The sequence below is a fragment of the Sphingomonas sp. genome (genome assembly GCF_013812825.1).
Taxonomy (GTDB): domain Bacteria; phylum Pseudomonadota; class Alphaproteobacteria; order Sphingomonadales; family Sphingomonadaceae; genus Sphingomicrobium.
On the sequence record NZ_JACCSU010000013.1, the window covers coordinates 22,813 to 48,537 of the forward strand.

Consider the following 25,725-nt stretch of genomic DNA (forward strand, 5'->3'; position numbering starts at 1 on the left):
GACAGCGCGCTCAGTGTTGACGATAGCTGCGATGTTGACCGAGGACGCTTTTACCGCAGCTGGCTGTCCTTGCTCGCTCTGCGGTTGATGCCGCCGGGGACGGGCCTGGAGTCGCGCTCGGACTGGCAGGCGACGCAGGTGCGCACTCCAGGGAGCGCTTCGCGGCGGCGTTTGGGGATCGGCTCGCCGCAATCGTCGCATTCCTCGGCGCTCTCGCCGGCGGCCAGCTGCGCGCGGGCGCGCAGCACCGCGTCCTTGACGGTGTCGTCGATCTGGTCCTGCACCGCGCCGTCGCGCGCCCAGCCGCCGGCCATTGGAGCCTCTTTCTCGAATTCTGCGGGGGTTAAATGGTGAAAGAGGGCAGAGCGTTCCTCAAAACGCCCTTCGCTGCGCAGCGACCAGCATTCGAAGCAGCATGGCGACCGGGCGCGGGACCCCGACCTTGCCCTCGAGCCACAGGCTGACCGCCGAGCGGCTGACCCCGATCGCTCCGGCGAGGTCGTTCTGGGTCCGGTAGCCGAGCGTTCGCATCGCGGTGCGCAGCTCGTCGGGCGACATCGAGGCGAGTCGCTCGTCGCGCGGACGTTCCTGCATGGGGCGCTCGTGGATTGGGCGCTCGTCACGGGGGCGCGCATCGCTGGGTCGCTCGTCCGTCGGGCGCTCGTCCGTCGGGCGCTCGGTGGTCGGAGTGTCGGTCTTGGCGTCCGCGTCGTCCATCGCGACGGTCCTTAGACGGACGGCGCGGGTGCGGGGAAGGGGTTTGCTGGGCTCGACCGAAGCCTAGATGGCATCCGCGCCGGTGTCGCCGGTGCGGATCCGGAGCGCTTGCTCCACATCGGTGACGAAAATCTTCCCATCGCCGATCCGGCCGGTCCGGGCGGCGTTGGCGATCGCCTCGACGGTGTTGTCGACGAGGCTGTCCTCGACGACCACTTCGACCTTCACCTTGGGCAGGAAGTCGATCACATATTCCGCGCCCCGATAGAGCTCGGTGTGGCCTTTCTGGCGGCCGAAGCCCTTGACCTCGGTGACGGTGATTCCGCTCACCCCGACCTCGTGGAGCGCGTCCTTGACATCGTCGAGCTTGAACGGCTTGATGATGGCTTCGATCTTCTTCACGTCGTTTCCGTGGGCGGCTGATGACTTAATCGTCCTTAGTGATGCCCAATCCGCGCCGCAATTGGCGGGCACAGGCGCGTCAATGAAAGCGATCATCCTCTCCGCCGGCCAGGGCTCGCGGCTCGGCCAACTGACCGCCGACCGGCCCAAGTGCCTGATCGACTTCGGCGGTCGCAGCCTGCTCGACCGGCAGCTGGACACGCTCGCCGCCAACGGCGTCGACGAGGCGGTGGTGGTGACCGGTTTTCGCGACGACCAGATCGAGACGGCTGTCGCCCGGCGTGTCGGCGGGCCCGAAGTGCGGACGATCTACAATCCGTTCTACAAGGTCGCCGACAATCTCGGGTCGCTGTTCATCGCCAAGAGCGAGCTGACCGGCGACTGCCTGGTGTGGAACGGCGACACTCTGGTTTCGAACTCGCTGATGGCGCGGGTGATCGCCAACCGCCAGCCCGGCATCTGCGTCACCATCGACCGCAAGCCGACTTACGACGAGGACGACATGAAGGTCGTCACCGACCGCGAGGGGCGGCTGCACGCGATCGGCAAGCGGCTGCCCAAGGGCAACGTCAACGCCGAGTCGATCGGCCTTCTGGCGTTCCGGGACGGCGGCGCGGACCGGTTCGGCGAGGCGATCGAGCGCGCGATCCGCTCGGCCGAGGGCACGACCATCTGGTATTTGCGGGTGATTCACCAGATCGCCCAGAAGGACGACGTCTGGACGCTCGACATCCAGGGCGAGGAGTGGGGCGAGGTCGACTTCCCCGAAGACGTCGCGGCGGCGCGCGCGCTGGTCGCCCGCTGGGACCGCTTCCAGGACGTCGCCGCGGCCTAGCCGTAGGGCGGTCGGTCCAGCCCGGCGGGGCTGTTCGTGAAGATTTCGCAGCCGTCCTCGGTGATCCCGATCGAATGCTCGAACTGGGCGGACAGCGAGCGGTCGCGGGTGACCGCGGTCCAGCCGTCGTCGAGCAGCTTCACGTCGGCGCGGCCGGTGTTGATCATCGGCTCGACGGTGAAGAACATGCCGGGCCTAAGCTCGGGGCCGGTGCCGGGGCGGCCGGCGTGGACCACCTCGGGACTGTCGTGGAACAGCCGGCCGAGGCCGTGGCCGCAGAAATCGCGGACGACGCTGTAGCGGTTGGCTTCGGCATGGCGCTGGATGGCGCTGGAAATGTCGCCGAGTCGGTTGCCGGGTCGGGCCTGCTCGAGGCCGAGCACCAGGCATTCGTAGGTGACGTCGACCAGGCGCCGCGCCTTCAAGGGCACGTCGCCGACCAGGTACATGCGGCTGGTGTCGCCGTGCCAGCCGTCGAGGATCGGAGTCACGTCGATGTTGACGATGTCGCCGTCCTTGAGCGCCTTGTCGCCCGGGATTCCGTGGCAGACGACATGGTTGATCGAGATGCAGCAGCTCTTCGTATAGCCGCGGTAGCCGAGCGTCGCTGGAACCCCGCCGCCCTCGAGAGTCAGTCGGTGGACGATCGAATCGAGCTCGCCGGTGGTCACTCCGGGAACGACGTGCGGGACCAGCGCGTCGAGGATGCTCGCGGCGAGCCGGCCGGCGGCGCGCATGCCGTCGAAGGCGTCGGCGCCGTGGAGCTTGATGACCCCGCTGCGGGCCTCGACCCGGTCGTCTCCGGAAACGGTGATATACTCGGTCATCGCCCCTAAATAGGCACTGCAGGCGCCGAAGTCGAACCGGAGGATGGATGCAATCCGAGCCGAAGCAGTGGACCGCGGCGCTGGCCGTGATCGGCGACGAGATCCTGTCCGGCCGGACCCAGGACAGGAACGTCGCGCAGGTCGCGGCCTGGCTCAACGAGCAGGGCATCCGGCTCGCCGAGGTGCGGATCGTGCCCGATGATCCCAAGCGGATCGCCGAGGCGGTCAACGCGCTCCGCGAGGCCCACGATTATCTGTTCACCACCGGCGGCATCGGCCCGACGCATGACGACATCACGGTCGACTCGATCGCCGCGGCGCTGGGCGTGCCGGTGATCGTCCACCCCGAGGCGCGGCGCATCCTCGAGGATTATTACCGTCAGCGCGGCGGGCTGACCGAGGCGAGGCTGCGGATGGCCCGGGTCCCCGACGGCGCCGAGCTGATCGCCAACCCGACCTCGGGAGCGCCGGGGGTCAGGATCGGCAACATCTACCTTCTCGCCGGAGTGCCGCATATCGCCGCCAGCATGCTCGACGCGCTCGACGGGACGCTCGAGGGCGGCCGGCCGATGGTCTCGGTGACTCTCGGCGCCTTTGCGGCCGAGAGCGACGTCGCCGAGATGCTGCGCGAGGCCGAGGACCGCCACCCGGGCGTGTCGGTCGGCAGCTACCCGTTCCTCGAGGAAGGCCGCTACGGGGCCAATTTCGTCATTCGGTCCGAAGACGGCGAAGCGGCGCGGCGCTGCGGCGAGGAGCTTGGCGAAGCCCTGGCGGCGGCCGGGTACGAGGTGGTCGAGGGCGGGATTTAGTTCAGGCAGCGTTCTGTGGCCGCCGGCGCTCCAAAGATCAGCCATGCCCCCGGCATGGCGATTTTGGAGCGGGTGAAGGGAATCGAACCCTCGTCGTAAGCTTGGGAAGCTTCTGCTCTGCCATTGAGCTACACCCGCCCGGCGCCAGGCGATCGGCGATTGCCACGCCGACGCTTCGAGCGTCAACATGGGATCGACCAGGCGAGGGTCAACCGGTGAAGCGGGCGAGGAAATCGTCGATCGCCGCGACCGCGGCCGGCTCGCTGAGCTCCGGCGCGTGCCCGACTCCAGGGACGGTGACCAGCTGGGCGCCGGGAGCCGCGTCGAGCATCGCCTTGGCGCTCGTTCGCGACAGCAGGTCGCTGCTCTCGCCGCGGACGATCAGCAGCGGGACCCGCCCGAGACGCCGGTAGAGCGGCCACATGTCGAACTCGGCCCCGCCCTCGCGCTTGGGGCGGGTGAACGGCTCGGCGATGGCCATGTCATAGTCGAAGACGATCGCGTCGCCGTCCTCGCGGCACACTCGCCGGGCGGCTCGAACCCAGTCGTCCGGGCCATTCGACGCCGGCAGGTTGCGGTTGATCCCGGCGACATAGCCGGCCGCCTCGTCCCAGTTCGCGAACCGCCTTTGCTTGCCGACATAGCTTCGGATCCGGTCGAGCCCGCGATCGTCGAGCTCGGGCCCGACGTCGTTGAGGATTGCGCCGGCGATCCGCTGCGGCTGCATGCCGGCGACGAGCATCGTCACGAGGCCGCCGAGCGAGGTGCCGACGAACAGCGCGCGATCGATCTCAAGCTCGTCGAGCAATTGCAGGACGTCGGCGGCATAGGTGACCGGCGTGTAGCGGCCGGGCTGCGGGTCGTGCTGGCTCATGCCGCGCCCTCGAAAGTCGACGGCGATCACCCGGAAGCGGCCGGCGTAGCGGCCGGCGAAGGCCTCGAAGTCGCGCGAGTTGCGGGTCAAGCCGTGGAGGCAGAGCAGGGGCGGCCGCTCGTCGCTTCCGGGATAGTCGCGAAAGTAGAGCTCGAGGCCGTCGCGGCTGGTCCAGGTGCGGGCTTTCCACTCGGCCGCCTTGCCCGGCGCGGGGTGGGAATCGTTGGGCATCAGCGAGCCGCGAGCCCGTGCCGGAGCAGTCGGCTGGTGATCGCCGCGACCTCGTCCGGGTCGCGCTCCTCCCAGACCGCGAAGCGCAGGCCGAGGAAAACATTGGCACCCATCAGCGCCCAGGCGATGACTTCGTGGGCGAGCGGCGATTCATCGTCGCGAAGCTCGCCCCGCTCGGCGGCTTCCCCGAGGCGCCCGGCGATTCGAGCCGCGGTGGTTTCGTAATGGGTGCGGAAGCCCTGCGGATCGACGAACTCGGCCTCGTCGATGATCCGGTAGACCTGCTTGTGATCGGCGGCGAAGCGCAGGAAGGCGGCCAGCGCCCGGCGCTCACGGTCGAGGCCGTCACTCGCTCCGCCGAGCGCCGGAGCGACATGATCGCGAACCTGCGCCGACATGTCGCGGACGAGCGCCTGGAACACCTCCTCCTTGCTGTCGAAGTAGGTGTAGAAGGTGCCGAGTGCGACGTTGGCGCGCCGCGTGATGCCGACGATCGACGCTTCGGAAAAGCCGCGCTCGCCGAACTCGTCGAGCGCCGCGGTGAGGATCTTGCGCAGGGTTCGCTCGCCGCGGGCGGTGCGTGGCGCCTTGTCGCCCGAAGCACCCGCGGCCGGCGCGGTCGCGCGGGTCCGGCGGGGCGATGCCGCAGCGGCGTTCGATTGACCCCTTTTTGCCACAACCCCCCTTGTTCGCATCCCCGGATCGTGTAAAGTTGAAAGCCGGTTCATGTTTCAAATAGCGCGTCCGCGCTCGGGTATCAATCACTGAAAAGCAACTTCGGGGATAGGGGAGATGGAAATGGGGAGCAGGCACAGCGTTCGCGGGGCATTGCTCGGATCGATCGGCCTGGCGGCGTTGACGCTGGCCCAGCCGGCGCTTGCACAGGATGCGACCACGGCCGATCCGGCGCCGCCGGCTGATTCGCAGACGACCGAGGAGGCCGCCGCCGCGAGCGACACCGAGATCGTCGTCACGGCGCGGCGCCGCAACGAGATCCTGCTCGACGTCCCGATCGCCGTCACCGCTTATTCGGGCGAGCAGCTCGAGCGCCAGGGCGCCCTCGACATCACCGACGTCGGCGACACCACTCCCAACGTCAACCTCGAGACCTCGCGCGGCACCAACACCACGCTGACCGCCTTCATCCGCGGAGTCGGCCAGCAGGACCCGGTCGCCGGCTTCGAGCAGGGCGTCGGCATCTACATCGACGACGTCTACCTCAATCGTCCGCAGGGCGCGCTGCTCGACATCTACGACGTCGAGCGGATCGAGATCCTGCGCGGGCCGCAGGGCACGCTCTACGGCCGCAACACCATCGGCGGCGCGGTCAAATATGTGACTCGAAGGCTGCCCAAGGAGCGCGAGCTTCGAATGCGCGCCAATCTCGGAACCTACGAGCAGGCCGATCTCATCCTTTCGGTCGCGCAGCCGCTCAGCGATGCTTTCCGGATCGGCGGCGCGTTCGCCCGGTTGAGCCGCGGCGGCTTCGGCAAGAACCTCACGACCGGCCAGGAAAATTACAACAAGGACATCTACGCCGCGCGCGGGACGCTCGAGTTCGAGCCTGCCGAAAGCGCCTTCTTGCGGCTGTCGGGCGACTACACCTGGGATGACAGCAACACGCGCGGCGGTCACCGACTGATTCCCGGGCTGCGGTCCGGAGCGCCGGTGCTCGACGACGAATTCGACAGCCGCGGCGCGCTCCTCGACCCCAAGCAGAAGGTCAAGGGCGGCGGCGCGGCTCTGCACGGCGAAGTCGGGCTCAACGACTGGCTGAAGCTCAAGTCGATCACCGCCTACCGCAAGGACCGCAGCGACACGCCGATCGATTTCGACGCTCTTCCGGCGACCGATGTCGACGTTCCGGCGATCTACAAGAACAAGCAGTTCAGCCAGGAAGTGCAGGCGGTCATCGAGCGCGGCCCGCTCGCCGGCATCGTCGGCGCCTATTACCTGAACGCGGACGCTCAAACGACGTTCGACGTGCGTCTTTACACCACGCTTCCGACGATCCTGCCGGGATTGACGGCTCTGACGCATGGCGATGTCGGCACCAAGACCTGGGCGGTGTTCGGCGACTTCAGCTACGACTTCACCGAGCAGCTCAGCGCGTCGCTCGGCGGCCGCTACACCAACGACAAGCGCGATTCGAAGGTGTTTCGCCAGACCCTCATTCGAGGCGGTTCACCGACCTTTGGCGGCGCTCCACCGTTCGGTTTCGGCGTCGGCTTTCCGGCGAGCACCAACGGCGTCACCTCGGACTTCGAAGGCAAGCGCACCGACACCGCCTTCACTCCGCGCGCGTCGATCGCCTTCAAGCCCAACCGCGACCACAATATCTATGCGAGCTATGCCCGCGGCTTCAAAGGCGGCGGCTTCGACCCGCGCGGATTGACGACGTCGGCGCCTGATCTGAACGGCAACCGAATCCGCGACCCCGAAGAAATCTACGAGTTCATGGCGTTCGATCCCGAAACGGTCGACAGCTATGAGCTGGGCTGGAAGGGCTCGGTGTTCGACCGGCGCCTCAACTTCGCGCTGGCCGTTTTCCAGGCCGATTACAAGGACGTCCAGGTCCCCGGATCGGTGGGCGGCTCAACGCTGACCGGAGTGCCGACGTTCGTCGGAGTGACGACCAATGCCGGCCAGGCCCGGTTCCGCGGAGTCGAGCTGGAATCCAACCTGCGCGTCGGGGAAAGCCTGGCGACGGCCGGCGATCGGCTGAACCTTGCCGGGACGCTCGGTTATCTCGAAGCCGAGTATCGGGAGTTCATCACGGTCGTGAACCGCAACCCGGCCGGAGCGTCCATTACGCCCATCGAGGTCGACATGGCCGACTTCCGCGAGGTCCAGAACACGCCCAAGTGGACGATGAGCGGCAGCGTCGATTACGACACTCCGGTCGGCGACGGGCGCCTCAACGCCAACGCGACTCTTTCCTATCGCAGCAAGAGCCAGCAGTTCGAGCTCGCCAGCCCCGGTCTCGACCAGAAAGGCTTCGCGTTGCTCGACGCCAACCTCGTCTGGCGTTCCGACCGCTTCACCGTCGGCCTGCACGGCAAGAATCTGACCAACAAGAAGTACATCACGGCCGGCTACAATTTCCTCAATCAGAACCCGTACACCGGCGAGTATATCGGCCGCGGCGCGCGGGTTCCCAATGGCCAGCCGGGGCTCGACCCGACGCTTGGAACCGAGGGCGTTCTGACCGCTTATTACGGCAATCCGAGGCAGCTGTTCCTGTCGCTGGGAGTGAATTTCTGAGCTTGAGCGGGGGGCGATCCGGGAGCACGCGGGGATGAACGCGCGCGCTCCCGCTTCCCGGTCGGCGTCCAGCTGATCATTGCCACCACCGGCGAGGCCGCCTAGCGAGAGGCGAATGACTCGTTCCGACGACATTCCGGCGATCCTCGACCAGCTTTGCGAGATCTACGATGTCTCCGCGGCAAACTTGCGCCAGGCGCTTGCGGACTATGTGAGCAGCGGCGCCAAGCCCGATCCCGCCGAGCGCGCGGACGGGCGCTTTGCCTATCCCGAGCTGCGCATCGACTATGAGCCCGCCGCCGAGCCCCGGGCGCCGGCGCGGGCGTTCGCCCGGCTGAACCAGCCCGGCATCTACGCGACCAGCATCGCCCGTCCGGCCCTGATGAGGGAATATCTGCGGGTCCAGCTCGAGCATCTGGTCCACGATTATGCGGTCGATATCTCGGCCGGCCGGTCGGCCAGCGAAATCCCTTATCCCTACGTGCTCGACGGAGCCGAGATCGAGCTCGGCGAGGTCGGCGCCTCGGAGCTGTCGCGCTGGTTCCCGTCGAGCGAGCTGGTCCACATTGGCGACGAGATCGCCGACGGCGCCTGGGACTTGTCGCGGCACAGCGCGCGCCCGCTGGCGCTGTTCGACGGGCCGCGCACCGACTTCAGCCTCGCCCGGCTCAAGCATTACACCGGCACTCCGCCCGAGCATTTCCAGCACTTCGTCCTGTTCACCAACTATGTGCGCTATGTCGACGAATTCGTCGCCTTCGCGGTCGGCGAGCTGCGGCGGGCGGACAGCGCCTTTACTTCATTTTCGGTGCCCGGCGGGCTCTACCGCCCCGGTGAGCTGACCGATGCGGAGGCCGAGATCGCCGCCGGCAACTGGCGCCGTCACCAGATGCCGGCCTACCATCTGATGGCCGAGGGCGGCACCGGCATCAGCCTCGTCAACATCGGCGTCGGGCCGGCCAATGCCAAGACCATCTGCGACCATATCGCGGTGCTCCGGCCCGAAGTGTGGCTGATGATCGGCCATTGTGGCGGCCTCAGGCCCAGCCAGGCGATCGGCGACTATGTGCTCGCCCACGCCTATTTGCGCGACGACCATCTGCTCGACGACGTGCTGCCGGTGGAGATCCCGCTGCCGGCGATCGCCGAGGTCCAGCAGGCGCTGTTCGAGGCGGCGATGACGGTCACCGGCGAGGACGAGGATTCGCTGAAGAAGCGGCTGCGGACGGGAACCGTGGTCACCACCGACGACCGCAATTGGGAGCTTCGCTACACTCTGTCGGCGCGGCGCTTCAACCAGAGCCGGGCAGTGGCGATCGACATGGAATCGGCGACCGTCGCCGCCCAGGGTTATCGCTTCCGGGTGCCGTATGGGACCCTGCTGTGCGTGTCCGACAAGCCGCTGCACGGCGAACTGAAGCTGCCCGGCCAGGCCAATGCGTTCTACGACCGGGCGATCAGCCAGCACCTGCGGATCGGGATCGAGGCGCTGCTGCTCTTGAAGCGCGAGGGCGACGCTCTGCACAGCCGGAAATTGCGCAGCTTCGACGAGCCGCCGCTGCGCTAGGGCGCGGGCGGGGTGACGTTGCGGGTACGGCCGAGCTTCGGGACCTTGGCTTCCTTGCCGAGCCAGGCCTCCAGAGCGTCGAGGTCGAGGCCGGCGTCGAACAGGTCCGTGCCTTCGGTCAGGACGGTGAAGCCGTCGCCGCCGCTGGCGAGGAAGTTGTTGACGGTGACCCGGTATCGCTTGCCCGCGTCCAAAGGTCGGCGCTCGAGCGTCATCGAGGTGATCCGTTGACCTCTCGGGCGCGACAGGTCGTACTCGAACCGGAAGCCTTCCGAGGGCACCATCAGCGCAGGACGGGCGCCGGGCGGATAGCTCGCGGCCGCAAACTGCTGCTCGAGCATTCGCCGGATCTGCTCTCCGGTCAGGGTCATCACGACCAGGCCGTTGCCGAACGGCTGCATTTCGAAAATCTGGCCGAACCGAACATTGCCCTGGGCGTCCGGCACGAGATCGGTGCGAACCCCGGTGCTGTTCATGAACGCGACCTGGGAACCGGCCGCCCGCGGCTCGCGGCTTGCGGCCAGCTGCGCGTCCGCGATCAGGTTCGCGGCCGCGGTCTCGTCGTCGAACGGGCCATGCATCGCCGGACCCGACAGGCGGCCGACGATTCGGGCCGCGGCCGGAGCGGCGGCGGCGGCGTAGCGCTCGACCAGCGCCTTGACCTGCGGGTCGGGAAGCCGGTCGCGAGTCACCGGGATGTTCCGGGCGGCGGAATGGGTCGGGCGACCCTGCGCCGGGTCCACTCGAACGCGGATGTCGGTGACGAAATAGCCGTATCGACCGGCGCTGGTCAGCAATCGCCGGCTGCCGTCGAGCGCCGGCCGCTCGCACGCATAGGCCTCGTGCGTGTGGCCGGACACGACCACCGAAACAGCCGGATCGAGCGCGTCGAGGATCGGCAGAATGTCGCCCCTCAGCCCCGGGCAGCCGATGACGTTGAACACTCCGTCCGAGCGGCCGCCCTGGTGCAGCGCCAGCACGATCAGGTCGGCGCCCGCCGCCCGCAGCCGCGGCACCAGCGCGTTGGCCGTCGCCGCTTCGTCGGCAAACCGCAGCCCGGCCACTCCGGCCGGAGTCACCAGGGTCGCCGTCTCCTTGAGAGTCATGCCGATGATTCCCACCTGCACCGCTCCGAAGTCCTTGATCGCGGTGGCGGGAAACAGGGTCGATCCATCGGGCCTCAGGACATTGGCGGCAAGGAAACCGAAGCGGGCTCCGCCGAACGAGCGGTCGACCTGGCACGGTACTCGAGTGGTGAATTTGCCGCAGCCGCCATTTTGCATTCGCAACAGCTCGGCGGTGCCCTTGTCGAACTCATGGTTGCCGACGGCGTTGAAATCGAGGCCGATGCTGTTCATCGCCAGAACGGTCGGTTCGTCGAGGAAATTGGCGGAGACGAACGGGCTCGCCCCAATGAGGTCGCCCGCCGAAATGGTCATGCTGTTGGCCTGCCCCGACCGCAATCCGGCCAGGAGCGAGGCGACATAGGCGACTCCGCCCAGCGCTTCCCTGCGCTTCGTGCCATCCGCTTCGACCCGCTCGACCGGTGACGCCGGCGGCTCGAGATTGCCGTGGAAATCGTTGATGGCCAGGATCTGCACCTCGACCGGTCCGGCTGGAGCGGCGGGCGGCGGGGGCGTCGACACGCACGCGGCGAGGCCGAGCGCGAGCGGGACTGGAAACAGCCTCACGGGGCGTCCGGCCGAGCCCCGCGCTGCGGGTCGAACAGGTCGTTGAGGTAGGCCGCGAGCCTCACGCCCCCCTGGGCGAGCCGGCGCTTGATGACCGGCTTGTGCCGAAATCCATAGTCCCACGACAGCGCCGGGTCCCGGGGATAGATGGTCTCGCGGATCTGGGCGCTCTCGGTGATCCAGACGATCGGGTTGACCACCCACCAGTCGATCACGTCGCGGCTTCGAGTGTGACGGTTGAGGCGCTCCGCCCATTCGGTGAAGGACAGCTGTTCGTCATCGACCAGCGCCGTGTCCCACACCGCGTGGAGGTTGGTGTCGCGCCCGAACCAGGTGACTTTCACGTCATTGCCGCCCCGGTCGCCCGGGCGCCCCACGTGCAGCGGCTGATGCAGGTCGCCGACCAGGTGGACGATGAAGCGCAGAGCCAGCTGCCGGTCGGCTTTCGACGTGGTGGGGTCCTCGAGCATCGCCCGGAACTTGCGCAGTGCCGATTGCGCGTCGCCTTCGGGCGGCGGCTGGTCGTAGGTGAAGCCGCCGACCGTCACATAGTGCCACGGCGAGGCCGTCTTCTGCCAGAAGGGGCTCGGGTCGGATTTCATCTCGTCCGGCCAGAAAGCGGCTTCGTCGAGACTTTCGACGCCGAGGATTTCGCGGACGTGGGCACGGGCCAGGCCGCTCAGGTGCTGGTCGGCGACCGCGGCGACCACCCGGTGCCCGGTTCGGCCCCAGGCGAATGCCGGGCTTGGATTGGCGCTCGCCGCGACCACCGCTGCAACGAGGATGAGCCTGGCCGGCTGCAAGTTCATGACTCCACTCCTGCGACACCTGTTGTCGAGCGCTTCTGAACCCGCCTAAGGTCAAATGCATGACAGACCAAGAGCTTGTCGAGCGCGCGCGGGCCGCGGCGCTCCGCGCCTATGCGCCTTACTCGCACTTCCACGTCGGCTGCGCGATCGAATCGACACACGGCGAAGTGGTTAGCGGAGCCAACATGGAGAACGCCTGCTACCGGCTCGGAATCTGCGCCGAGCAGAGCGCTCTGACCGCCGCCCAGGCCGCCTTCGGGCTCGAGAATGTCGCGCGCATCGCCGTGGCGGGCGGACGGATCGAGGGCGGGTCGCTGGCGGGAGAGGGCGCCTGCACGCCGTGCGGCGGTTGCCGCCAGGCGATCCTCGAAGCGGCGCAATTGTCCGGCCGCGACGTCGAGATCATTTGCGCCAACGGGGAGGGCAGCCGGGTCGAGCGTCACTCGATCTCGACGCTGATGCCGCACGGCTTCGGCCCCGCCAACCTCGCCGACGCTTCAGGCGGCTGACGCCACTCTTTTCCCGCCGGATATGAACGCCGGGATCCGTGCGGCCTCCATCGGCATGCCGAACAGATAGCCTTGCGCGAGTTGACACCCCATCGAGCGCAGCAACTGTAGCTGCCTTGGGGTCTCGACTCCCTCCGCGACGACATCCAGCCCGAGGCTGCACACGAGATTGATCACACCCGCGACGAGTGCTGCGATCTCCTCGTCTTCGACCATCTGCCGAATGAACGACTGGTCGATCTTCACGAAGTCGACAGGGAAGTCGCGCAGATGCGACAAGGACGAATGACCGGTGCCGAAATCGTCCAGCGAAAGCTTGGCACCCGCTTCCTTCAGCGCAGTCAGCGCCCTGGCGACATATTCCGTCCCGCGATCAAGGAAGACGTGCTCGGTGACCTCGACCTCGATGTATTCGGCTGAGACCCGCTCCTGACGAAGCACCTCGAGCAGGCGCTCGGCATAGTCGTCGCGCAGAAACTCGGCCGGCGCGGCGTTGAGCGATACGTGGCCGAACTCGAGACCATCATCGAGCCACGACCGAATGTCGCGTGCCACCCGGCGATGCATCATCTCGCCGATCTTCGCCGCCAGCTCATAGTCCTTGAATGCTTCCTCAAGGGTTTCGGGCAATTCGAGCGTCCCTAGCGAATTCCTGTAGCGCAGCAGCGCCTCGAACCCGGTGAGCGAGGTGCCGCGCACTCTTACCTTTGGTTGATAAAGGGCGACGATCGTGTTGTCGGCGATGACTTCGCGGGCCCTGCGGAGCTGCAGGGCGGCCGTCTTGATGTCTTCGAGCATATGACAGCGAAACATCCTGAAGCCACCGCGGCCGGCGCGCTTGAGGGCATAAAGCGCCGCGTCGGCGGCGTTGAATATGTCCTCCGCATTGCCGCCATCAACCGGATAGAAGGCTCCGCCGATGCTGGCGTCCGGAGTTACAAGGCGCCGTCTCAACTTCATCGGAGCCTGAATGGCGGCTGCCACGGCGTTGCCGACAAGGTTGAAGTCCTCCCGCGAGCGGACATTTTCCAGGATGATCGCGAATTCGTCACCGCCGAGCCGGGCGACCATCTCGTTGTGGCGAACCGCAGCGCGAAGCCGCTCGCTGACGCCCTTGAGGAGTTCGTCCCCGGCGATGTGGCCAAAAGCGTCGTTGATGTGCTTGAAGTGGTCGAGATTGATCAGCATCAGGCCGATCTGCTCATTGGTTTTGTGTGCATGCAGAACCGCCGAATCCAACCGTTTCTGGAATGCGCGGCGGTTGGAAAGACCGGTCAGGGCATCATGTTCGCTCACCCACTTGAGCTGCTGAGCCTTCCTGCGCTCGCGGGTGACGCTCTCTACAAGCGCGCGCTGCGCGAGCACCCGGTCGTGCACGTCGGTGCAGGTGCCGTACCAGCCGGTTATTGTCCCTGAAGCATCCTTTGCGGCAACCGCGCGCGCCACCACCCAGCGGTACTCGCCGCTGTGATGCTTCAACCGGCACTGAACTTCGAAATCGCGGCCGGACTGAACACAGCTGCCCCACTCGGCGACGACGAGCTCGATCTCGTCGCGGTGAACCACCTCCCACCATTCGTTCGAAAAGTCGCTGCCGAACATGGTTTGCGTGAAGTCTTCCCAGCGCCGGTTGAAGTGGAACTTCCCTTGTTCGTCGAGCGACCAGACCATGTGCGGGATGGTATCGAGGGTCGTGCGCCACTTGGTGGCGAGTTGCTCCTTCCACTTGGCCGCTTCCCTGCGGCGCTGAAGCAGGACGCCGGCAATCAGCAATGCCCAGGCCAGCGCAATGCCGACGTACCACGCTTCGATGCCGACTGCCTCTCCCTCCAACGAGATCTCGCTGACGACCAGGCGATAGCGGCCCGGCTTGGATTCGACGCCGGTCAGCAACTCCATCGCCACCACGTTGTGAAACTCGGGTCGCGCGAGCTCGATCGACGGGCGCGCAGCACTGTCGCGCCACCACTCGGCGACCGCCAGATCGGCCAGTTCCAGGTCGATCGTCTGTTCGCCGGAGTAAATCGGTACGGATGCCTGGCTCCGCTTTTCTATCGTCGGGGCGCCCAACGCCAGATAGCGCTGATCCTTGTTCTTCAGCACGACACGCAGCGACCGCCCCGGGCCCTGGTAGGTCAGCCTCACCTTCAGCCGTTCAAAGTCTCTCAAGTCGAGGCCGCGACCTGTGTCACCAGGCTCGAACATCAGGCCGAAGCCGCAATAACGGTACCGATACTTGTTCGTCAGGCTGCAGGACCAGGCGAGCGGGCGTCCCTTGTCCTCGCTGGCGACGGAGTGGCCGCCGTCGCTCGAGTCGCTGAACCAATAGCTTACGAAGGGGGCGCTGCTGCCGTCCGGACCGAAACTCAAGTGCCGGCCGGTGAGGTCGTCGCGGAAGATCAAAGCGAACGCCGTCAACACCACCGCGCACGTGACGAGCGTTTCCAGCCCAAGGCGCAGGGGCAAAGCTTTTTCACGCCACCAGCGGCGACGGGGCGCTTCGGTCTGCGCGTTCATCGGGACTCCGGACTTGGAGTCCGGGGTTAAGTTGAGGTGAGTAAACGAATCTTCATTGCTACATCCGAATCGGGCCTAACCCCGGCAAAGCCGCCGAAACTGCCCGCCGCGGATGCTACGTCAGCTTGATCTCGCGCAGGCGCTCCTGGAGGTAGTCGTTGGCGGTGATCGGCGGCCACTTGGACGGCTCGCCGTCCGGCACGGTGGCGGGCAGCGCCTCGACCAGGAAATCCGAGCGGAAGTGCAGGAAGAAGGGCATCGAGTAGCGCGAGCGGTTGCGGCGCTCGGGCGGCGGGTTGGCGACTCGGTGGGTGGTCGAGCGCAACAGGCCGTTGGTCAGCCGCTGAAGCATGTCGCCGATGTTGACCACCAGCTCGCCGGGCCTGGGTGACACCGGGATCCAGCGCCCGTCGCGGGTCAATAGCTCGAGGCCGGCCTCCTCGGCGCCGAGCAGCAGAGTGATCGTGTTGATGTCCTCGTGCGCTCCGGCGCGGACATTGCTTCCCGGCTCGCCCTCGATCGGCGGATAATGGAGCAGGCGAAGCACCGAATTGCCGTCGCGGACGGTGTCGATGAAATAATCCTCGTCGATTTTCAGGAAGCGAGCGATCGCCTGGAGGATCTTGAGGCCGGTTCGGTCGAACGTGTCGTAGAGCTTGAGGAACGTGTCCTTGAAGCTCGCGACCTCTTCGGGCCAGATGTTGTCGCCCATGTGGCCCCGGAACGGGTGGCCCGGAGCAAACTCGCGGCCGACGTGCCAGAATTCCTTGAGGTCGAAGGCCTGCGCGCCCTTGGCCGTCTCGATCCCGAACGGCGTGTAGCCGCGAGCCCCGCCGCCGCCGGGCACATGATATTTGCGCTTCACCTCCTCGGGCAGCGCGAAAAAGGCTCTGGCCTTTTCCTCGGCCTCGTCGATCAGCTCGTCGGGGATGCCGTGGCCGGCGATGATGGCGAAGCCATATTCCTCGAAGCTTCGGCCGAGCTTTTGAGCGAAGGCGTCGGGCTCGCGGTCGGCGTCCTGCAAGGAGACGGACGCGACGGTGTCGGTGGTGTCGGCGGTGTCGTCGGTGATCGTGGCCATGGGACGCCATTAGCATCTCCTCCCCCGAACGGGGAGGGGGACCGTCGAACCGAAGATTCGATGGTGGAGGGGGCGGTGTGCGCGGTGAAGGACCCCTTCCGTCAGCCCTGCGGGCTGCCACCTCCCCGTCCCAGGGAGGAGACTAGATCAACAGCCCGGCCAGCGCCGCGCTCATCAGGTTGGCGAGGCTGCCGGCGATCAGCGCTCGGATCCCGAGCCGGGCGATCACCGGGCGCTGGTTGGGGGCGAGGCCGCCGGTCACCGCCATCTGGATCGCGATCGAGCTGAAATTGGCGAAGCCGCACAACGCGAAGGTGACGATGGCGCGGCTGCGTTCGCTCATGGTCCCGGGGCTCATCTGCCCAAGGTCGATGAAGGCGACGAATTCATTCAGGACCAGCTTGGTGCCGAACAGGCCGCCGGCGGTCCCGGCCTCGTTCCACGGAACGCCGATCAGGAACATGATCGGAGCGAAGACGTAGCCGACCAGCCGCTGGAAGGTCAGGCCCTCGATCCCCACCCAGCCGCCGACACCCGACAGCAGGCCGTTGGCGAGCGCGACCAAAGCGACGAAGGCGAGCACCATCGCTCCGACCGCGACGGCGAGCTTGACTCCGGTCTGGGCGCCCTGCGCCGCGGCCATGATGATGTTGGCCGGCCGCTCGCCTTCCTCGAAGGTTTCGGCGACGTCGACCTGGTCCTCGGTGCCGCTGGTGGAAGCCACGCCGCCTTCCAGTGGAAGCTCGTCGGAACCGGGCGGATCGTCCGGCACGATGATCTTGGCCATCAGGATCCCGCCCGGCGCCGACATGAAGGCGGCGGCGAGCAGATAGGGCAGATATCGCTCGCCGAGCAGGCTGGCATAGGCGGCGAGGATGGTTCCGGCGACGCCCGCCATTCCGACCGCCATCAAGGTGAACAGGCGCGAGGGCGCAAGAGCGGCGAGATAGGGGCGGACGACGAGGGGCGATTCGGACTGGCCGACGAAGATGTTGGCGGCGGCGCCCAGCGCCTCGACCCGGCTGACGCCGGTGATCCAGCCGATCGCACCGCCGACCCAGCGGACAATCCGCTGCATGATTCCCAGATAATAGAGGATGGCGACGATCGAGGCGAAGAAGATGATCACCGGCAAGGCGGCGAGCGCGAAGGTCAGCGCCAGCGGGTTGTTCTCGGCCGGCCCGAAGAGGAATTCGGTCCCTTCGTTGGCATAGCCGAGCATATTGGCGACGCCGTTGGACATGCCCTTGATCGCCGCGATTCCCCACGGCGTGTAGAGCACCAGAACCGCGATCCCCGCCTGCAGCGCGAACGCGGCGGCAACGACCCGCAGGCGGATCGCCCTGCGGTTGGTCGACAAGGCGACCGCCAGCGCGAGGATGACGAGGATGCCGGCGAGGCCGAGCAGGATCTGATTCATTGAGTTCCCCCGGGCGACTTACCAGACCATGCCTTTTGCAGCGGTCGCGGCGGCTTCGTCCAGCAGTTTGAGCGCTTCGTCCGCAGTGCCGGCGACCAGCAGCTGCTCGCGCCTCGCGGGCGACAGAAAGCCGCAGGCGGCGGCGTGGTCGAGAAACGAGTCGAGCCCGTCCCAGAAGCCGGCGACGTTGAGCAGTGCGAGCGGCTTGGCGTGATAGCCGAGCGCGTTCCACGACCAGGCCTCGAACAGTTCATCGAGCGTGCCGATGCCGCCGGGAAGAGCGAGGAACGCGTCGGCGAGGTCGGTCATCTTGGCCTTGCGCTCGTGCAGCGTGTCGACCCGGTGAAGCTCGGTAAGGCCGGTGTGGGCGACCTCCAGATCGACCAGCGCGTTGGGGATGACCCCGTAGGCGCGGCCACCGGCGGCGAGCACGCTGTCGGCCATCAGCCCCATCAGCCCCAGCCGACCGCCGCCATAGACGAGGTCGACGCCGCGCTCCGCCATCACCCCGGCGAGCTCGACCGCCGAGTCGGCGAACACCGGGTCGGAGCCGATCGACGACCCGCAATAGACCGCCAGCCGACGGACCGACTTCAGGGCCGACTTCACAGGCGCGCCTTCACAGCCGCACCAGGGTCTTGAGGTCGGCTTCGGGCCGGGCGCCGAAATGCGAGATGACCTCGGCGGCGGCGAGCGCGCCCGACTCCAGGCAGCGCTGCAGCGCGTGGCCTCGGCAGCGGGCGGCGAGAAAGCCGGCGGCGAACAGGTCGCCGGCGCCGGTCGTGTCGACCACCTGGTCGACCGGCGCCGCGGGGATTTCGGCCCGCTGGCCGTCCTCCAGCGCCATTGACCCCGCCGCTCCGCGGGTGACGACCAGGGTCGTGACCTTTGCCGACAGCTCGCCAATCGCGCGCTCGAGGTCGCCGCTGCCGGTCAGATGCCGGACCTCCTCCTCATTGGCGAACAAGAGGTCGATCGCGCCGGCGTCGATGATCGCCTGGACTCCTTCGCGCCGGCCGGGGATGCACAGGCTCTCGGACAAGGTGAAGGCGACCGTCCGGCCCGCCTGATGGGCGATCTCGGCGGCCCGAAGCATCGCCGAGCGCGGCCGTTCGGGGCCCCACAGATAGCCTTCGAGGAAAGTCACCGCGGCCGAGCGCACCAGCTCTTCGTCGATCGCCTGCGGACTGAGCTCGTGGCTGGCGCCCGGACAGGTGTTCATCGTTCGCTGGGCGTCCGGGGTGACGAGGATCAGGCAGCGGCCGGTCGGCGGGCCGGAGCCGTCGCCCCTCGGCAGCGGCGGGGTGTCGAACCGCACTCCCAGCGAGCGCATGTCGTGAGCGAAGATCGCTCCCAACTGGTCGTCGGCGACCTGGCCGATGAAGCCCGCGCCCAAGCCCAGCGCGGCAACCCCGGCCATGCTGTTGGCCGCCGAGCCGCCGCCGATCTCGCGGGCCGGCCCCATCGCCTCGTAGAGCTCCTCGGCCTCGTCCGGATCGAGCAGGCGCATCGAACCCTTCTGAAGCCCGCGCCCGGCGATGAATTCGTCGTCGCAAGTGGCGATCACATCGACGATCGCATCGCCGATGGCGACAATGTCGAGCTTTGGGGAAGTCACGGTTGCCGGGCCTAGCGTCGGCCCCGGCGGGCGGTCAACTCGCCGTCATTGCGGGGAGCCCGGCGAGGCGTTACGCGACTCCGCCATGACCAGCGAAGTCCAGGCGGCCGCCCGCTCACCCGACGCGATCGAACCACAGCAGCCCGCGATCACCAGCCCGTCGCTGTTCGCCTTTGGAATCTTCTACGGCGGCATGGTGGTGATCGCCGGAGTGCTCGCCAACAAGCAGATCGAGCTCGGGCCGCTGGCCGTCGAGGCCGGCATCCTCGCCTTTCTGATGCTCGTCGTCACATCGAGCACCATCGCGGAGCTGTTCGGCCGGCCGACGGCCAACCGGCTGGTGCTGATCGGCTTCGTCCCGCTGATCGCCTCGATGCTGCTGGCGACCCTGGTGCTGGCGCTTCCGGCGGCGGACGAGATGGACCCGGCGCGCCTTGCCGCCTTCGAGATGGTGATGGGCGCGACGCCGCGCATCTGGATCGCCGGGATCATCGCCTACGGAGTGTCGCAATTCCTCAACGTCACGATCTTCACCCGGTTGAAGCGCGAGTCGGGGCGTTTCCTGTGGCTGCGCGCCGGGGTCGCCGGGATGCTGTCGCAGATCGTCGACACCTTCTTGTTCATCGGCATCGCCTTTTACGGCGTGTTCCCGATCTTGGGCCTGATGCTCGGCCAGATGCTCGCCAAGGTGGTGCTGTCGGCCGTGATGGTGCCGCCGCTCATCTATCTCTTCGTCGCCATCGGCCGAAGGCTCGACGAAAGAGCGGGCACCGTCGCTTAGCGCTTGAAAAGCCGAAGCGGAGGTGCTGATCTGATGGCCGAGTCGCGGGGGTGGCGGCTTCGATTTTCCGTGTCCAATCTGCAACGGCGGACAGGAATCCGGCAGCGGCCGAATTCCTTGTCATCGCAGAGTCTTGAACCGGCTATAGCTGCCCTTGCGAGTCGTTCAGTGAGTCGCTCGTTCGGGGGATAATTTCCGTGAAAAAATTCGCTCTGCTTTGCTCGACGGCATTCCTGCTGCCGGAAGTCGCTCTTGCCCAGTCGACGGGTTCCGTTGACTTCGAGAAGGACGCCATCATCGTCACCGGCACCCGAGTCCGCGAAGTCGGCGGCATCCAGGTCCCCGATACGACGAAGCCCAAGGCGGTCCTGACTCAGGAGATCATCGCCCGCCAGAACCCGGGACAGACGATCCTCGACACCGTCAACCTCGTCCCCGGAGTAAGCTTCCAGAACAATGACGCCTACGGCTCGTCCGGCGGAACGCTGACCATCCGCGGTTTCGATTCGACCCGGATCAGCCTGACCTTCGACGGCATCCCGCTCAACGACAGCGGCAATTACGCGATCTATTCGAACCAGCAGCTCGACCCGGAACTGATCGACCAGGTCAACGTCAACCTCGGCACGACCGACGTCGACTCGCCGACCGCCTCGGCCGTCGGCGGAACCGTCAATTACCGGACGATGGTTCCGACCACCGACATGAACTTCCGGGGCCTGATCTCGCTCGGCGAATATGACTTCCGCCGATTCTTCGGAGTCTGGAACCTAGGTGGTCTTGGACCGTGGGGCACCCGCGCCTATGTTTCAGCGTCCAAAGCCGACAATGAGCAACCGTTCAGCAATTATGGCAAGATCGACAAGCAGCAGTACAACGCGCGGATCTGGCAGCCGCTAGGTTCGACCGGTGACTTCGTGGCCCTGTCCGGTCACTACAACCAGAACCGAAACAACTTCTTCGGGTCGGTCTCGCTGCGCAACGATGTCGACGTTCCAAACGGATTCCCGCAGAGCCGTGACGACCGCTTCCATGACATCAACTATCCGTGCCGCCTCGACACGCCCAAGGCGGGAGCGGTGGACTCGCCGGCTCCCGCTCCGCCGGGAGGTTCCAGCTGCGGCACCGAGTTCAACCGTCGCTACAATCCGTCCAACACCGGCAACATCCGCGGCGCGTCGCGGTTCTCGATCACCGACAGCATCACGCTGACCGTCGACCCCAGCTTCCAGTACGTGAAAGCCAACGGCGGCGGCACCGACACCGCCCGGGAGTACGGCTTCGACGTCAACCCGGCCGGTGGCCGAGCGAACTGCCGGACGGCGGCGAACAGCGCGACCGTCAATTGCCTCACTGGCGTGTTCGCAGGCGACCCCTACATCGGCATCGATCTCAACGGTGACGGCGACCTGCTTGATACGGTCACGATCCTCAATCCGAGCCAAACCCGGACCCGCCGCTACGGCGTGATTGCGGGCCTGCGGTGGGACTTGAACCCCAGCCACAGTTTCCGGTTCAGCTACACCCACGACAACGCCAACCATCGCCAGACCGGCCAGGTCGGATTCCTGAAACCCAGTGGCGAGCCGGAAGACGTCTTTCCGATCAACGACCCAGTCGTCGCGGCCAGCGGGAGCACGGTCCAGAAGCGCGACCGCCAGTCTTACGCGATCCTCAACCAGGCCGCCGGAGAATGGCGCGGCGAGTTCGGGGCATTGACGGTCAACGCCGGCGTCCGCGCCCCGTTCTTCAAACGCGACCTCGAGAACTATTGCTTCACCTCGTCGGCTTCGGGGTTCGTCGAATGCAGCGGCCGGAACGAGGCGATCGACGCCCAAATGGCGGCGCTCAATCCCCATGGCGTCAACCCGGTCACCGGCAGGATCACCGGATGGTCGCCGCCACAGCGCCGGGTTCTGAAATACGACAAGCTGCTCCCGAACGTCGGGGCGGTCTACGACTTCACCGATCAGCTGAGTGGCTTTGTCAGTTTTGCCAAAGGCCTGTCGGTCCCGGGCACGGACAGCCTGTACGACGCGTTCTTCTTCCCCGAAGATTTCGAGCAAGCCAAGCCGGACCCGGAAACGACCGACACCTATGACTCCGGGCTGCGCTACCGCAGCGCGAAGGTCCAGGCGCAAGCGGGGGTGTGGTTCACCAAGTTCACCAACCGTCTCGCCTCGGCCTATGATCCCGAGCTCGACCAGACGGTGTTCCGCAACCTTGGCCGCGTCGACAAATGGGGATTCGATGGCTCGGCGGCATGGTCCCCGATCCGCGAACTGACCCTGTACGGGTTCGGCTCGTGGAACCGCTCGAAGATCAAGGAGCATTTGCAGGTCGACGACGCTGGTGGCGCCGGGATCGATTGCGATAATGCGGAACCCAACACCATTACCGGCATCAGAAACTGTGCTTTCACCAGGGGCAACCGAGAGGCTGGTACTCCCAAATACACGTTCGGCGGTTCGGTATTGGGTCAGTGGGGACCCATCGATCTCGGGGTCACGGCCAAGCGGACCGGCCCGCGTTTCGTGTACGACAGCAACGAGCCGGTGTTCACTGGCGACGTGGACTGCCTGAATGGAATACCCGCGCGTGGATGTACGGCGAGCGCTCCGGTCGCTCAGGTGTTCGGAGCCAAGGCGCCCGCTTACTGGCTGGTCCACCTCGACGCGCGTTACAATCTGAGGAGCCTGGGGCTCCCCCGGACTTATCTTCAGCTGAACGTCTACAATCTGTTCGACAAGCTTTACGTCGGCGGCTTCGGCGGTGGGCTGAACCAGGGCGTCAACAGCGGCGGCTTCTTCGCGAGGCCGCCGTTCGTCCAGATCGGCGCTCCGCGGACCATTTCCGTCTCGCTCAATCTCGGGCTGTAGACGGGTCGGCATCGAACGGGCGGCGTCTTCGGGCGCCGCCCGTGTCTTTTCAGGCGATCGCCCTCAAGCCGCGGTCGAGGTCCGCCATCAGGTCGTCGGGGTCCTCGAGGCCGATGTGGAGCCGAACGATCGGCCCGGGCGGGCTGGTGGATGCGGTGCGTTTCGGCTGGACGGGGAGGGCGAGGCTCTCGAAGCCGCCCCAGCTGTAACCGATCCCGAACAGGTCGAGGTTTTCGACGAACCGCGCCGCGGCGGCCTCATCGACGTCGTTGAGGACGATTGCGAACAGTCCCGACGAGCCGGTGAAATCGCGCTTCCAATATTCGTGGCCGGGACAGCTTTCGAGGGCCGGATGGAGTACTTGCGCGACCGGCGCCTGATCCTGCAGCCAACGCGCGATCTTGATCGCGCTGTCCTCGTGGCGGCGAAGCCGGACGCCCATCGTCCGAAGGCCACGGGCGGCGAGGTAGGCGTCGTCGGGACCGACCGACTGGCCGTACAGCCGGGCGGTCCGGTTGAGCTCCTGCCAATAGGCCTCCGTCGCGGTGACCGAGCCGAGCATCACGTCGGCGTGGCCGGCGACATATTTGGTGCAGGCGAGGATCGACAGGTCGATGCCGCGGGGCAGCGCCTGGAAGAACAGCGGCGTCGCCCAGGTGTTGTCGAGCAGGGTCGTGACTCCGTGTTTCCTGGCGACCGCGCAGATGCCGGGCACGTCCTGGACCTCGAAGGTCAGCGAGCCGGGGCTCTCCATGAAGATCGCCTTGGTGGTCCTGGACAGCAGCGCCTCGACCTCCGCCGCGGTCGCTCGCGGGTCGTAGTAGCGGGTTGCGATCCCGTAGCGCTTGAGGCCGAGGTCGCAGAAGGTCCGGGTCGGCTGGTAAACGCTGTCGACCATCAGCAGCTGGTCGCCGGGCTTGACCACGCTGGCGAGGGCGAACGACACCGCCGCGGCGCCCGACGGGTACAGCCGGGTCCCGGCCGCGCCGGGCTCGAGCTCGGTCAGCGCCTCGGCCAGCGACCACAAGGTCGGAGTGCCGTTGCGGCCGTAGCTCAGGGTCCCGTCGCGCGGCGGGTAGGCGGCCTGCATCGACGCGACGTCCTCGAACAGCACCGTCGAGGTGCGCGCGACCGGCACGTTGACCATTCCGCCGAGCCACTCGCCCCGGCGGCCGCCGTGGACGAGCTTGGTATCGGGGCGCTTGTCCTTGCTGCTCATGCGGCGGTTGTACCGGCTGGAGCTGGGGCCGTCACGCGAGTGAATCGCGTGACGTCGGTCCTGTCGGTCGACGCGGCCGATGCCGCTTGACCGCAGGCCGTCCGGCGTGCCGCGAGTCCGGCCGCTGCTCGGGCGACGCTTGGCGTCGGCCTCGCTGCGGTCGGCCGCGTCCGCTTTACCGCTTGCTGAACTGGAAGCTTCGGCGGGCCTTGGCCCGGCCGTACTTCTTGCGCTCGACGACGCGCGGGTCGCGGGTCAGGAATCCGGCGCGCTTGACGGCTGTGCGAAGCGCGGGCTCGAACCGGGTCAAAGCCTGGGCGATGCCGTGCTTGACCGCGCCGGCCTGGCCCGACAGGCCGCCGCCCTTGACCGTCGCGACGACGTCGTAGGCGCCGCGGCGATCGGCGACATCGAACGGCTGGTTGATCACCAGGCGCAGCGTCGGCCGGGCGAAATAGAGCTCCTGCTCGCGCTCGTTGATGACGATCCGGCCGGAGCCCGGCTTCAGCCAAACGCGGGCAACGGCGTCCTTGCGGCGGCCGGTCGCATAGGCGCGGCCGAACTTGTCGAGCTGCTGCTCGCGAAGCGGGGCCTCCTCCTGCGGCGGCGCGGGCGGCGGAGCGGAGTCTTCGCCCGATCCGGCCGGAGAAGCGGCCTCGGAGCCCGCGGCGCCTTCGGCCGATGAGTCGGCGGTCTCGGGGACTTCGGGAGCCTCGGGCTCGGGGCTGGTCAGAGCGCCGAGGTCGGACAGGGTCTTCTTTTTGGCCATGTTAGGCGCTCACCTTGTTCTTGCGGCTCATGCCGGCAACGTCGAGGGTTTCGGGGTTCTGGCCGCCGTGCGGATGCTCGGTCCCGGTGTAGAGGTGCAAGGATCGCATCTGCTGGCGGCCGAGCGGCCCGCGCGGGATCATCCGCTCGACGGCCTTTTCCAGCACCCGCTCGGGAAAGCGGCCTTCGAGCACCTTGCCGGCGGTCACTTCCTTGATCCCGCCGGGATAGCCGGTGTGCTTGTAATAGGTCTTCTGCTCGAGCTTTCGGCCGGTGAACCTGACCTTGCCGGCGTTGATCACGACGACATGGTCGCCGCAGTCGATGTGCGGCGTGTAGTTGGCCTTGTGCTTGCCGCGCAGGATGTTGGCGATGATTGTCGCCAGTCGGCCGACCACCAGCCCGTCGGCATCGATCAGATGCCATTTCTTGGTCACCTCGGCGGCCTTGACCGACTTGGTGGTCTTCATCAGCGCCTTCATGGCGGTTGTGCCTCTCGTTGGAACAGCAAAGGCGGCGCATCAGAGCGCCGCCGTGGAGAGGCTAATCGCGGCGGAAGGGCAGAAAGTCAAGCGAAACCGGGGGGCTTTGTTGGCGGGTATCATGTTACCCTACGCTTTGGCCACAGCCAAATGCGACCGTTCTATTCCTTGCCGGCGGCGGCTTTCTTCGGCGCCCGGGTCCAGCCGACGATCTTGTGCCCGCGCTGATCGAGGCAGCCGGCCATCGCCATCTGGATCGCCTTTTCCTTCTTGCTGCGCTTGATCTTGGACATCCCCCAGGCGCTCCCCAGGGCGACGAACGGGATGGCGATGACCGTCGCGCTGGCGATCGCCGCTCCGGCGAACATGCCGGCGCTGCTCGCCGCGGTGGCGCCGCCGGCCAGCACGCCGGCTCCGGCCGCCGC

General features: G+C 66.9%; 24 protein-coding genes and 1 tRNA gene. 7 read left to right on the forward strand and 18 right to left on the reverse strand.

Annotation, left to right across the window (positions count from 1 at the left end):
• Positions 1–50 precede the first annotated feature (50 nt).
• From H0T81_RS01470 to H0T81_RS01480, 3 genes are all read right to left on the reverse strand, one after another.
• Positions 51–314 carry a DksA/TraR family C4-type zinc finger protein gene (locus tag H0T81_RS01470; protein WP_294009060.1) on the reverse strand — a complete coding sequence of 88 codons (264 nt, stop codon included), beginning with the start codon at positions 312–314 and terminating at the stop codon, positions 51–53.
• Positions 315–372: 58 nt separating this feature from the next.
• Complete coding sequence (locus H0T81_RS01475; protein ID WP_294009061.1) at positions 373–717, reverse strand: helix-turn-helix transcriptional regulator; 345 nt, start codon at positions 715–717, stop codon at positions 373–375.
• Between the two features lie 63 nt (positions 718–780).
• Positions 781–1,119, reverse strand: a complete 339-nt coding sequence (locus H0T81_RS01480) for a P-II family nitrogen regulator (RefSeq protein ID WP_294009062.1) — start codon at positions 1,117–1,119, stop codon at positions 781–783.
• A gap of 82 nt (positions 1,120–1,201) precedes the next feature.
• On the opposite strand from H0T81_RS01480, the gene H0T81_RS01485 reads away from it, so the two are divergent.
• Complete coding sequence (locus H0T81_RS01485) at positions 1,202–1,954, forward strand: phosphocholine cytidylyltransferase family protein (RefSeq protein ID WP_294009063.1); 753 nt, start codon at positions 1,202–1,204, stop codon at positions 1,952–1,954.
• On the opposite strand, the gene map is transcribed toward H0T81_RS01485, so the two are convergent.
• On the reverse strand, positions 1,951–2,781 hold the full coding sequence (gene map / locus H0T81_RS01490) for a type I methionyl aminopeptidase (RefSeq protein WP_294009064.1): 831 nt from the start codon (positions 2,779–2,781) through the stop codon (positions 1,951–1,953). The two genes, H0T81_RS01485 and map, sit on opposite strands and share 4 nt — an antisense overlap.
• A 47-nt stretch (positions 2,782–2,828) precedes the next feature.
• On the opposite strand from map, the gene H0T81_RS01495 reads away from it, so the two are divergent.
• Positions 2,829–3,590 carry a molybdopterin-binding protein gene (locus H0T81_RS01495; protein ID WP_294009065.1) on the forward strand — a complete coding sequence of 254 codons (762 nt, stop codon included), beginning with the start codon at positions 2,829–2,831 and terminating at the stop codon, positions 3,588–3,590.
• Positions 3,591–3,654: 64 nt separating this feature from the next.
• Here H0T81_RS01495 and H0T81_RS01500 read toward each other — a convergent pair.
• The 3 genes from H0T81_RS01500 to H0T81_RS01510 form a co-directional block, all read right to left on the reverse strand.
• Positions 3,655–3,728 (reverse strand) — tRNA-Gly (locus H0T81_RS01500).
• A 70-nt stretch (positions 3,729–3,798) separates the two neighbouring features.
• On the reverse strand, positions 3,799–4,695 hold the full coding sequence (locus H0T81_RS01505) for an alpha/beta hydrolase (RefSeq protein WP_294009066.1): 897 nt from the start codon (positions 4,693–4,695) through the stop codon (positions 3,799–3,801).
• Positions 4,695–5,372 carry a TetR/AcrR family transcriptional regulator gene (locus H0T81_RS01510; RefSeq protein ID WP_294009067.1) on the reverse strand — a complete coding sequence of 226 codons (678 nt, stop codon included), beginning with the start codon at positions 5,370–5,372 and terminating at the stop codon, positions 4,695–4,697. Before H0T81_RS01510 ends, H0T81_RS01505 begins: the two co-directional genes overlap by 1 nt.
• A 121-nt stretch (positions 5,373–5,493) precedes the next feature.
• Here H0T81_RS01510 and H0T81_RS01515 point away from each other — a divergent pair, with 121 nt between their 5' ends.
• A complete protein-coding gene (locus tag H0T81_RS01515) occupies positions 5,494–7,959 on the forward strand; it encodes a TonB-dependent receptor (RefSeq protein ID WP_294009068.1) in 2,466 nt (821 codons plus the stop codon).
• Positions 7,960–8,074: 115 nt separating this feature from the next.
• On the forward strand, positions 8,075–9,526 hold the full coding sequence (locus tag H0T81_RS01520; RefSeq protein WP_294009069.1) for an AMP nucleosidase: 1,452 nt from the start codon (positions 8,075–8,077) through the stop codon (positions 9,524–9,526).
• Here H0T81_RS01520 and H0T81_RS01525 read toward each other — a convergent pair.
• Together H0T81_RS01525 and H0T81_RS01530 are read right to left on the reverse strand one after the other, a co-directional pair.
• Positions 9,523–11,217: a bifunctional metallophosphatase/5'-nucleotidase gene (locus H0T81_RS01525; RefSeq protein WP_294009070.1), complete on the reverse strand. Its 1,695-nt coding sequence runs from the start codon at positions 11,215–11,217 to the stop codon at positions 9,523–9,525. The genes H0T81_RS01520 and H0T81_RS01525 overlap by 4 nt on opposite strands.
• Positions 11,214–12,026: a S1/P1 nuclease gene (locus H0T81_RS01530; protein WP_294009072.1), complete on the reverse strand. Its 813-nt coding sequence runs from the start codon at positions 12,024–12,026 to the stop codon at positions 11,214–11,216. The genes H0T81_RS01525 and H0T81_RS01530 overlap by 4 nt, the downstream gene beginning before the upstream one ends.
• A gap of 59 nt (positions 12,027–12,085) precedes the next feature.
• Between H0T81_RS01530 and H0T81_RS01535 the strand changes: the two genes are divergently transcribed.
• Positions 12,086–12,535 (forward strand): cytidine deaminase, encoded by a 450-nt coding sequence (locus H0T81_RS01535; RefSeq protein WP_294009073.1) that lies wholly within the window; start codon positions 12,086–12,088, stop codon positions 12,533–12,535.
• Here H0T81_RS01535 and H0T81_RS01540 read toward each other — a convergent pair.
• The 5 genes from H0T81_RS01540 to H0T81_RS01560 form a co-directional block, all read right to left on the reverse strand.
• Positions 12,524–15,052 (reverse strand): EAL domain-containing protein, encoded by a 2,529-nt coding sequence (locus H0T81_RS01540; protein WP_294009075.1) that lies wholly within the window; start codon positions 15,050–15,052, stop codon positions 12,524–12,526. The two genes, H0T81_RS01535 and H0T81_RS01540, sit on opposite strands and share 12 nt — an antisense overlap.
• A gap of 115 nt (positions 15,053–15,167) precedes the next feature.
• Positions 15,168–16,133 carry a 2-oxoglutarate and iron-dependent oxygenase domain-containing protein gene (locus H0T81_RS01545; RefSeq protein ID WP_294009077.1) on the reverse strand — a complete coding sequence of 322 codons (966 nt, stop codon included), beginning with the start codon at positions 16,131–16,133 and terminating at the stop codon, positions 15,168–15,170.
• A 142-nt stretch (positions 16,134–16,275) separates the two neighbouring features.
• On the reverse strand, positions 16,276–17,553 hold the full coding sequence (locus H0T81_RS01550; protein ID WP_294009079.1) for a nucleoside transporter C-terminal domain-containing protein: 1,278 nt from the start codon (positions 17,551–17,553) through the stop codon (positions 16,276–16,278).
• Between the two features lie 18 nt (positions 17,554–17,571).
• Positions 17,572–18,162 carry a TIGR00730 family Rossman fold protein gene (locus H0T81_RS01555; RefSeq protein WP_294009081.1) on the reverse strand — a complete coding sequence of 197 codons (591 nt, stop codon included), beginning with the start codon at positions 18,160–18,162 and terminating at the stop codon, positions 17,572–17,574.
• A gap of 10 nt (positions 18,163–18,172) precedes the next feature.
• On the reverse strand, positions 18,173–19,171 hold the full coding sequence (locus tag H0T81_RS01560) for an adenosine kinase (protein ID WP_294009083.1): 999 nt from the start codon (positions 19,169–19,171) through the stop codon (positions 18,173–18,175).
• Positions 19,172–19,256: 85 nt separating this feature from the next.
• On the opposite strand from H0T81_RS01560, the gene H0T81_RS01565 reads away from it, so the two are divergent.
• On the forward strand, positions 19,257–19,952 hold the full coding sequence (locus tag H0T81_RS01565) for a queuosine precursor transporter (RefSeq protein ID WP_294009085.1): 696 nt from the start codon (positions 19,257–19,259) through the stop codon (positions 19,950–19,952).
• Positions 19,953–20,149: 197 nt separating this feature from the next.
• Positions 20,150–22,831 (forward strand): TonB-dependent receptor, encoded by a 2,682-nt coding sequence (locus H0T81_RS01570; RefSeq protein ID WP_294009087.1) that lies wholly within the window; start codon positions 20,150–20,152, stop codon positions 22,829–22,831.
• A 49-nt stretch (positions 22,832–22,880) separates the two neighbouring features.
• On the opposite strand, the gene metC is transcribed toward H0T81_RS01570, so the two are convergent.
• The 4 genes from metC to H0T81_RS01590 all read right to left on the reverse strand — a co-directional run.
• Positions 22,881–24,050, reverse strand: coding sequence for a cystathionine beta-lyase (metC, locus tag H0T81_RS01575; protein ID WP_294009089.1), 1,170 nt, complete (start codon positions 24,048–24,050; stop codon positions 22,881–22,883).
• Between the two features lie 175 nt (positions 24,051–24,225).
• The gene (gene rpsI, locus H0T81_RS01580) at positions 24,226–24,819 is read right to left on the reverse strand and encodes a 30S ribosomal protein S9 (protein ID WP_294009090.1); all 594 of its coding nucleotides are present in this window, start codon (positions 24,817–24,819) and stop codon (positions 24,226–24,228) included.
• 1 nt (position 24,820) lies between these two features.
• Positions 24,821–25,300, reverse strand: a complete 480-nt coding sequence (gene rplM / locus H0T81_RS01585; protein WP_294009091.1) for a 50S ribosomal protein L13 — start codon at positions 25,298–25,300, stop codon at positions 24,821–24,823.
• 161 nt (positions 25,301–25,461) lie between these two features.
• The coding region (locus tag H0T81_RS01590; protein ID WP_294009092.1) for a hypothetical protein at positions 25,462–25,725 on the reverse strand (264 nt) is incomplete at its 5' end.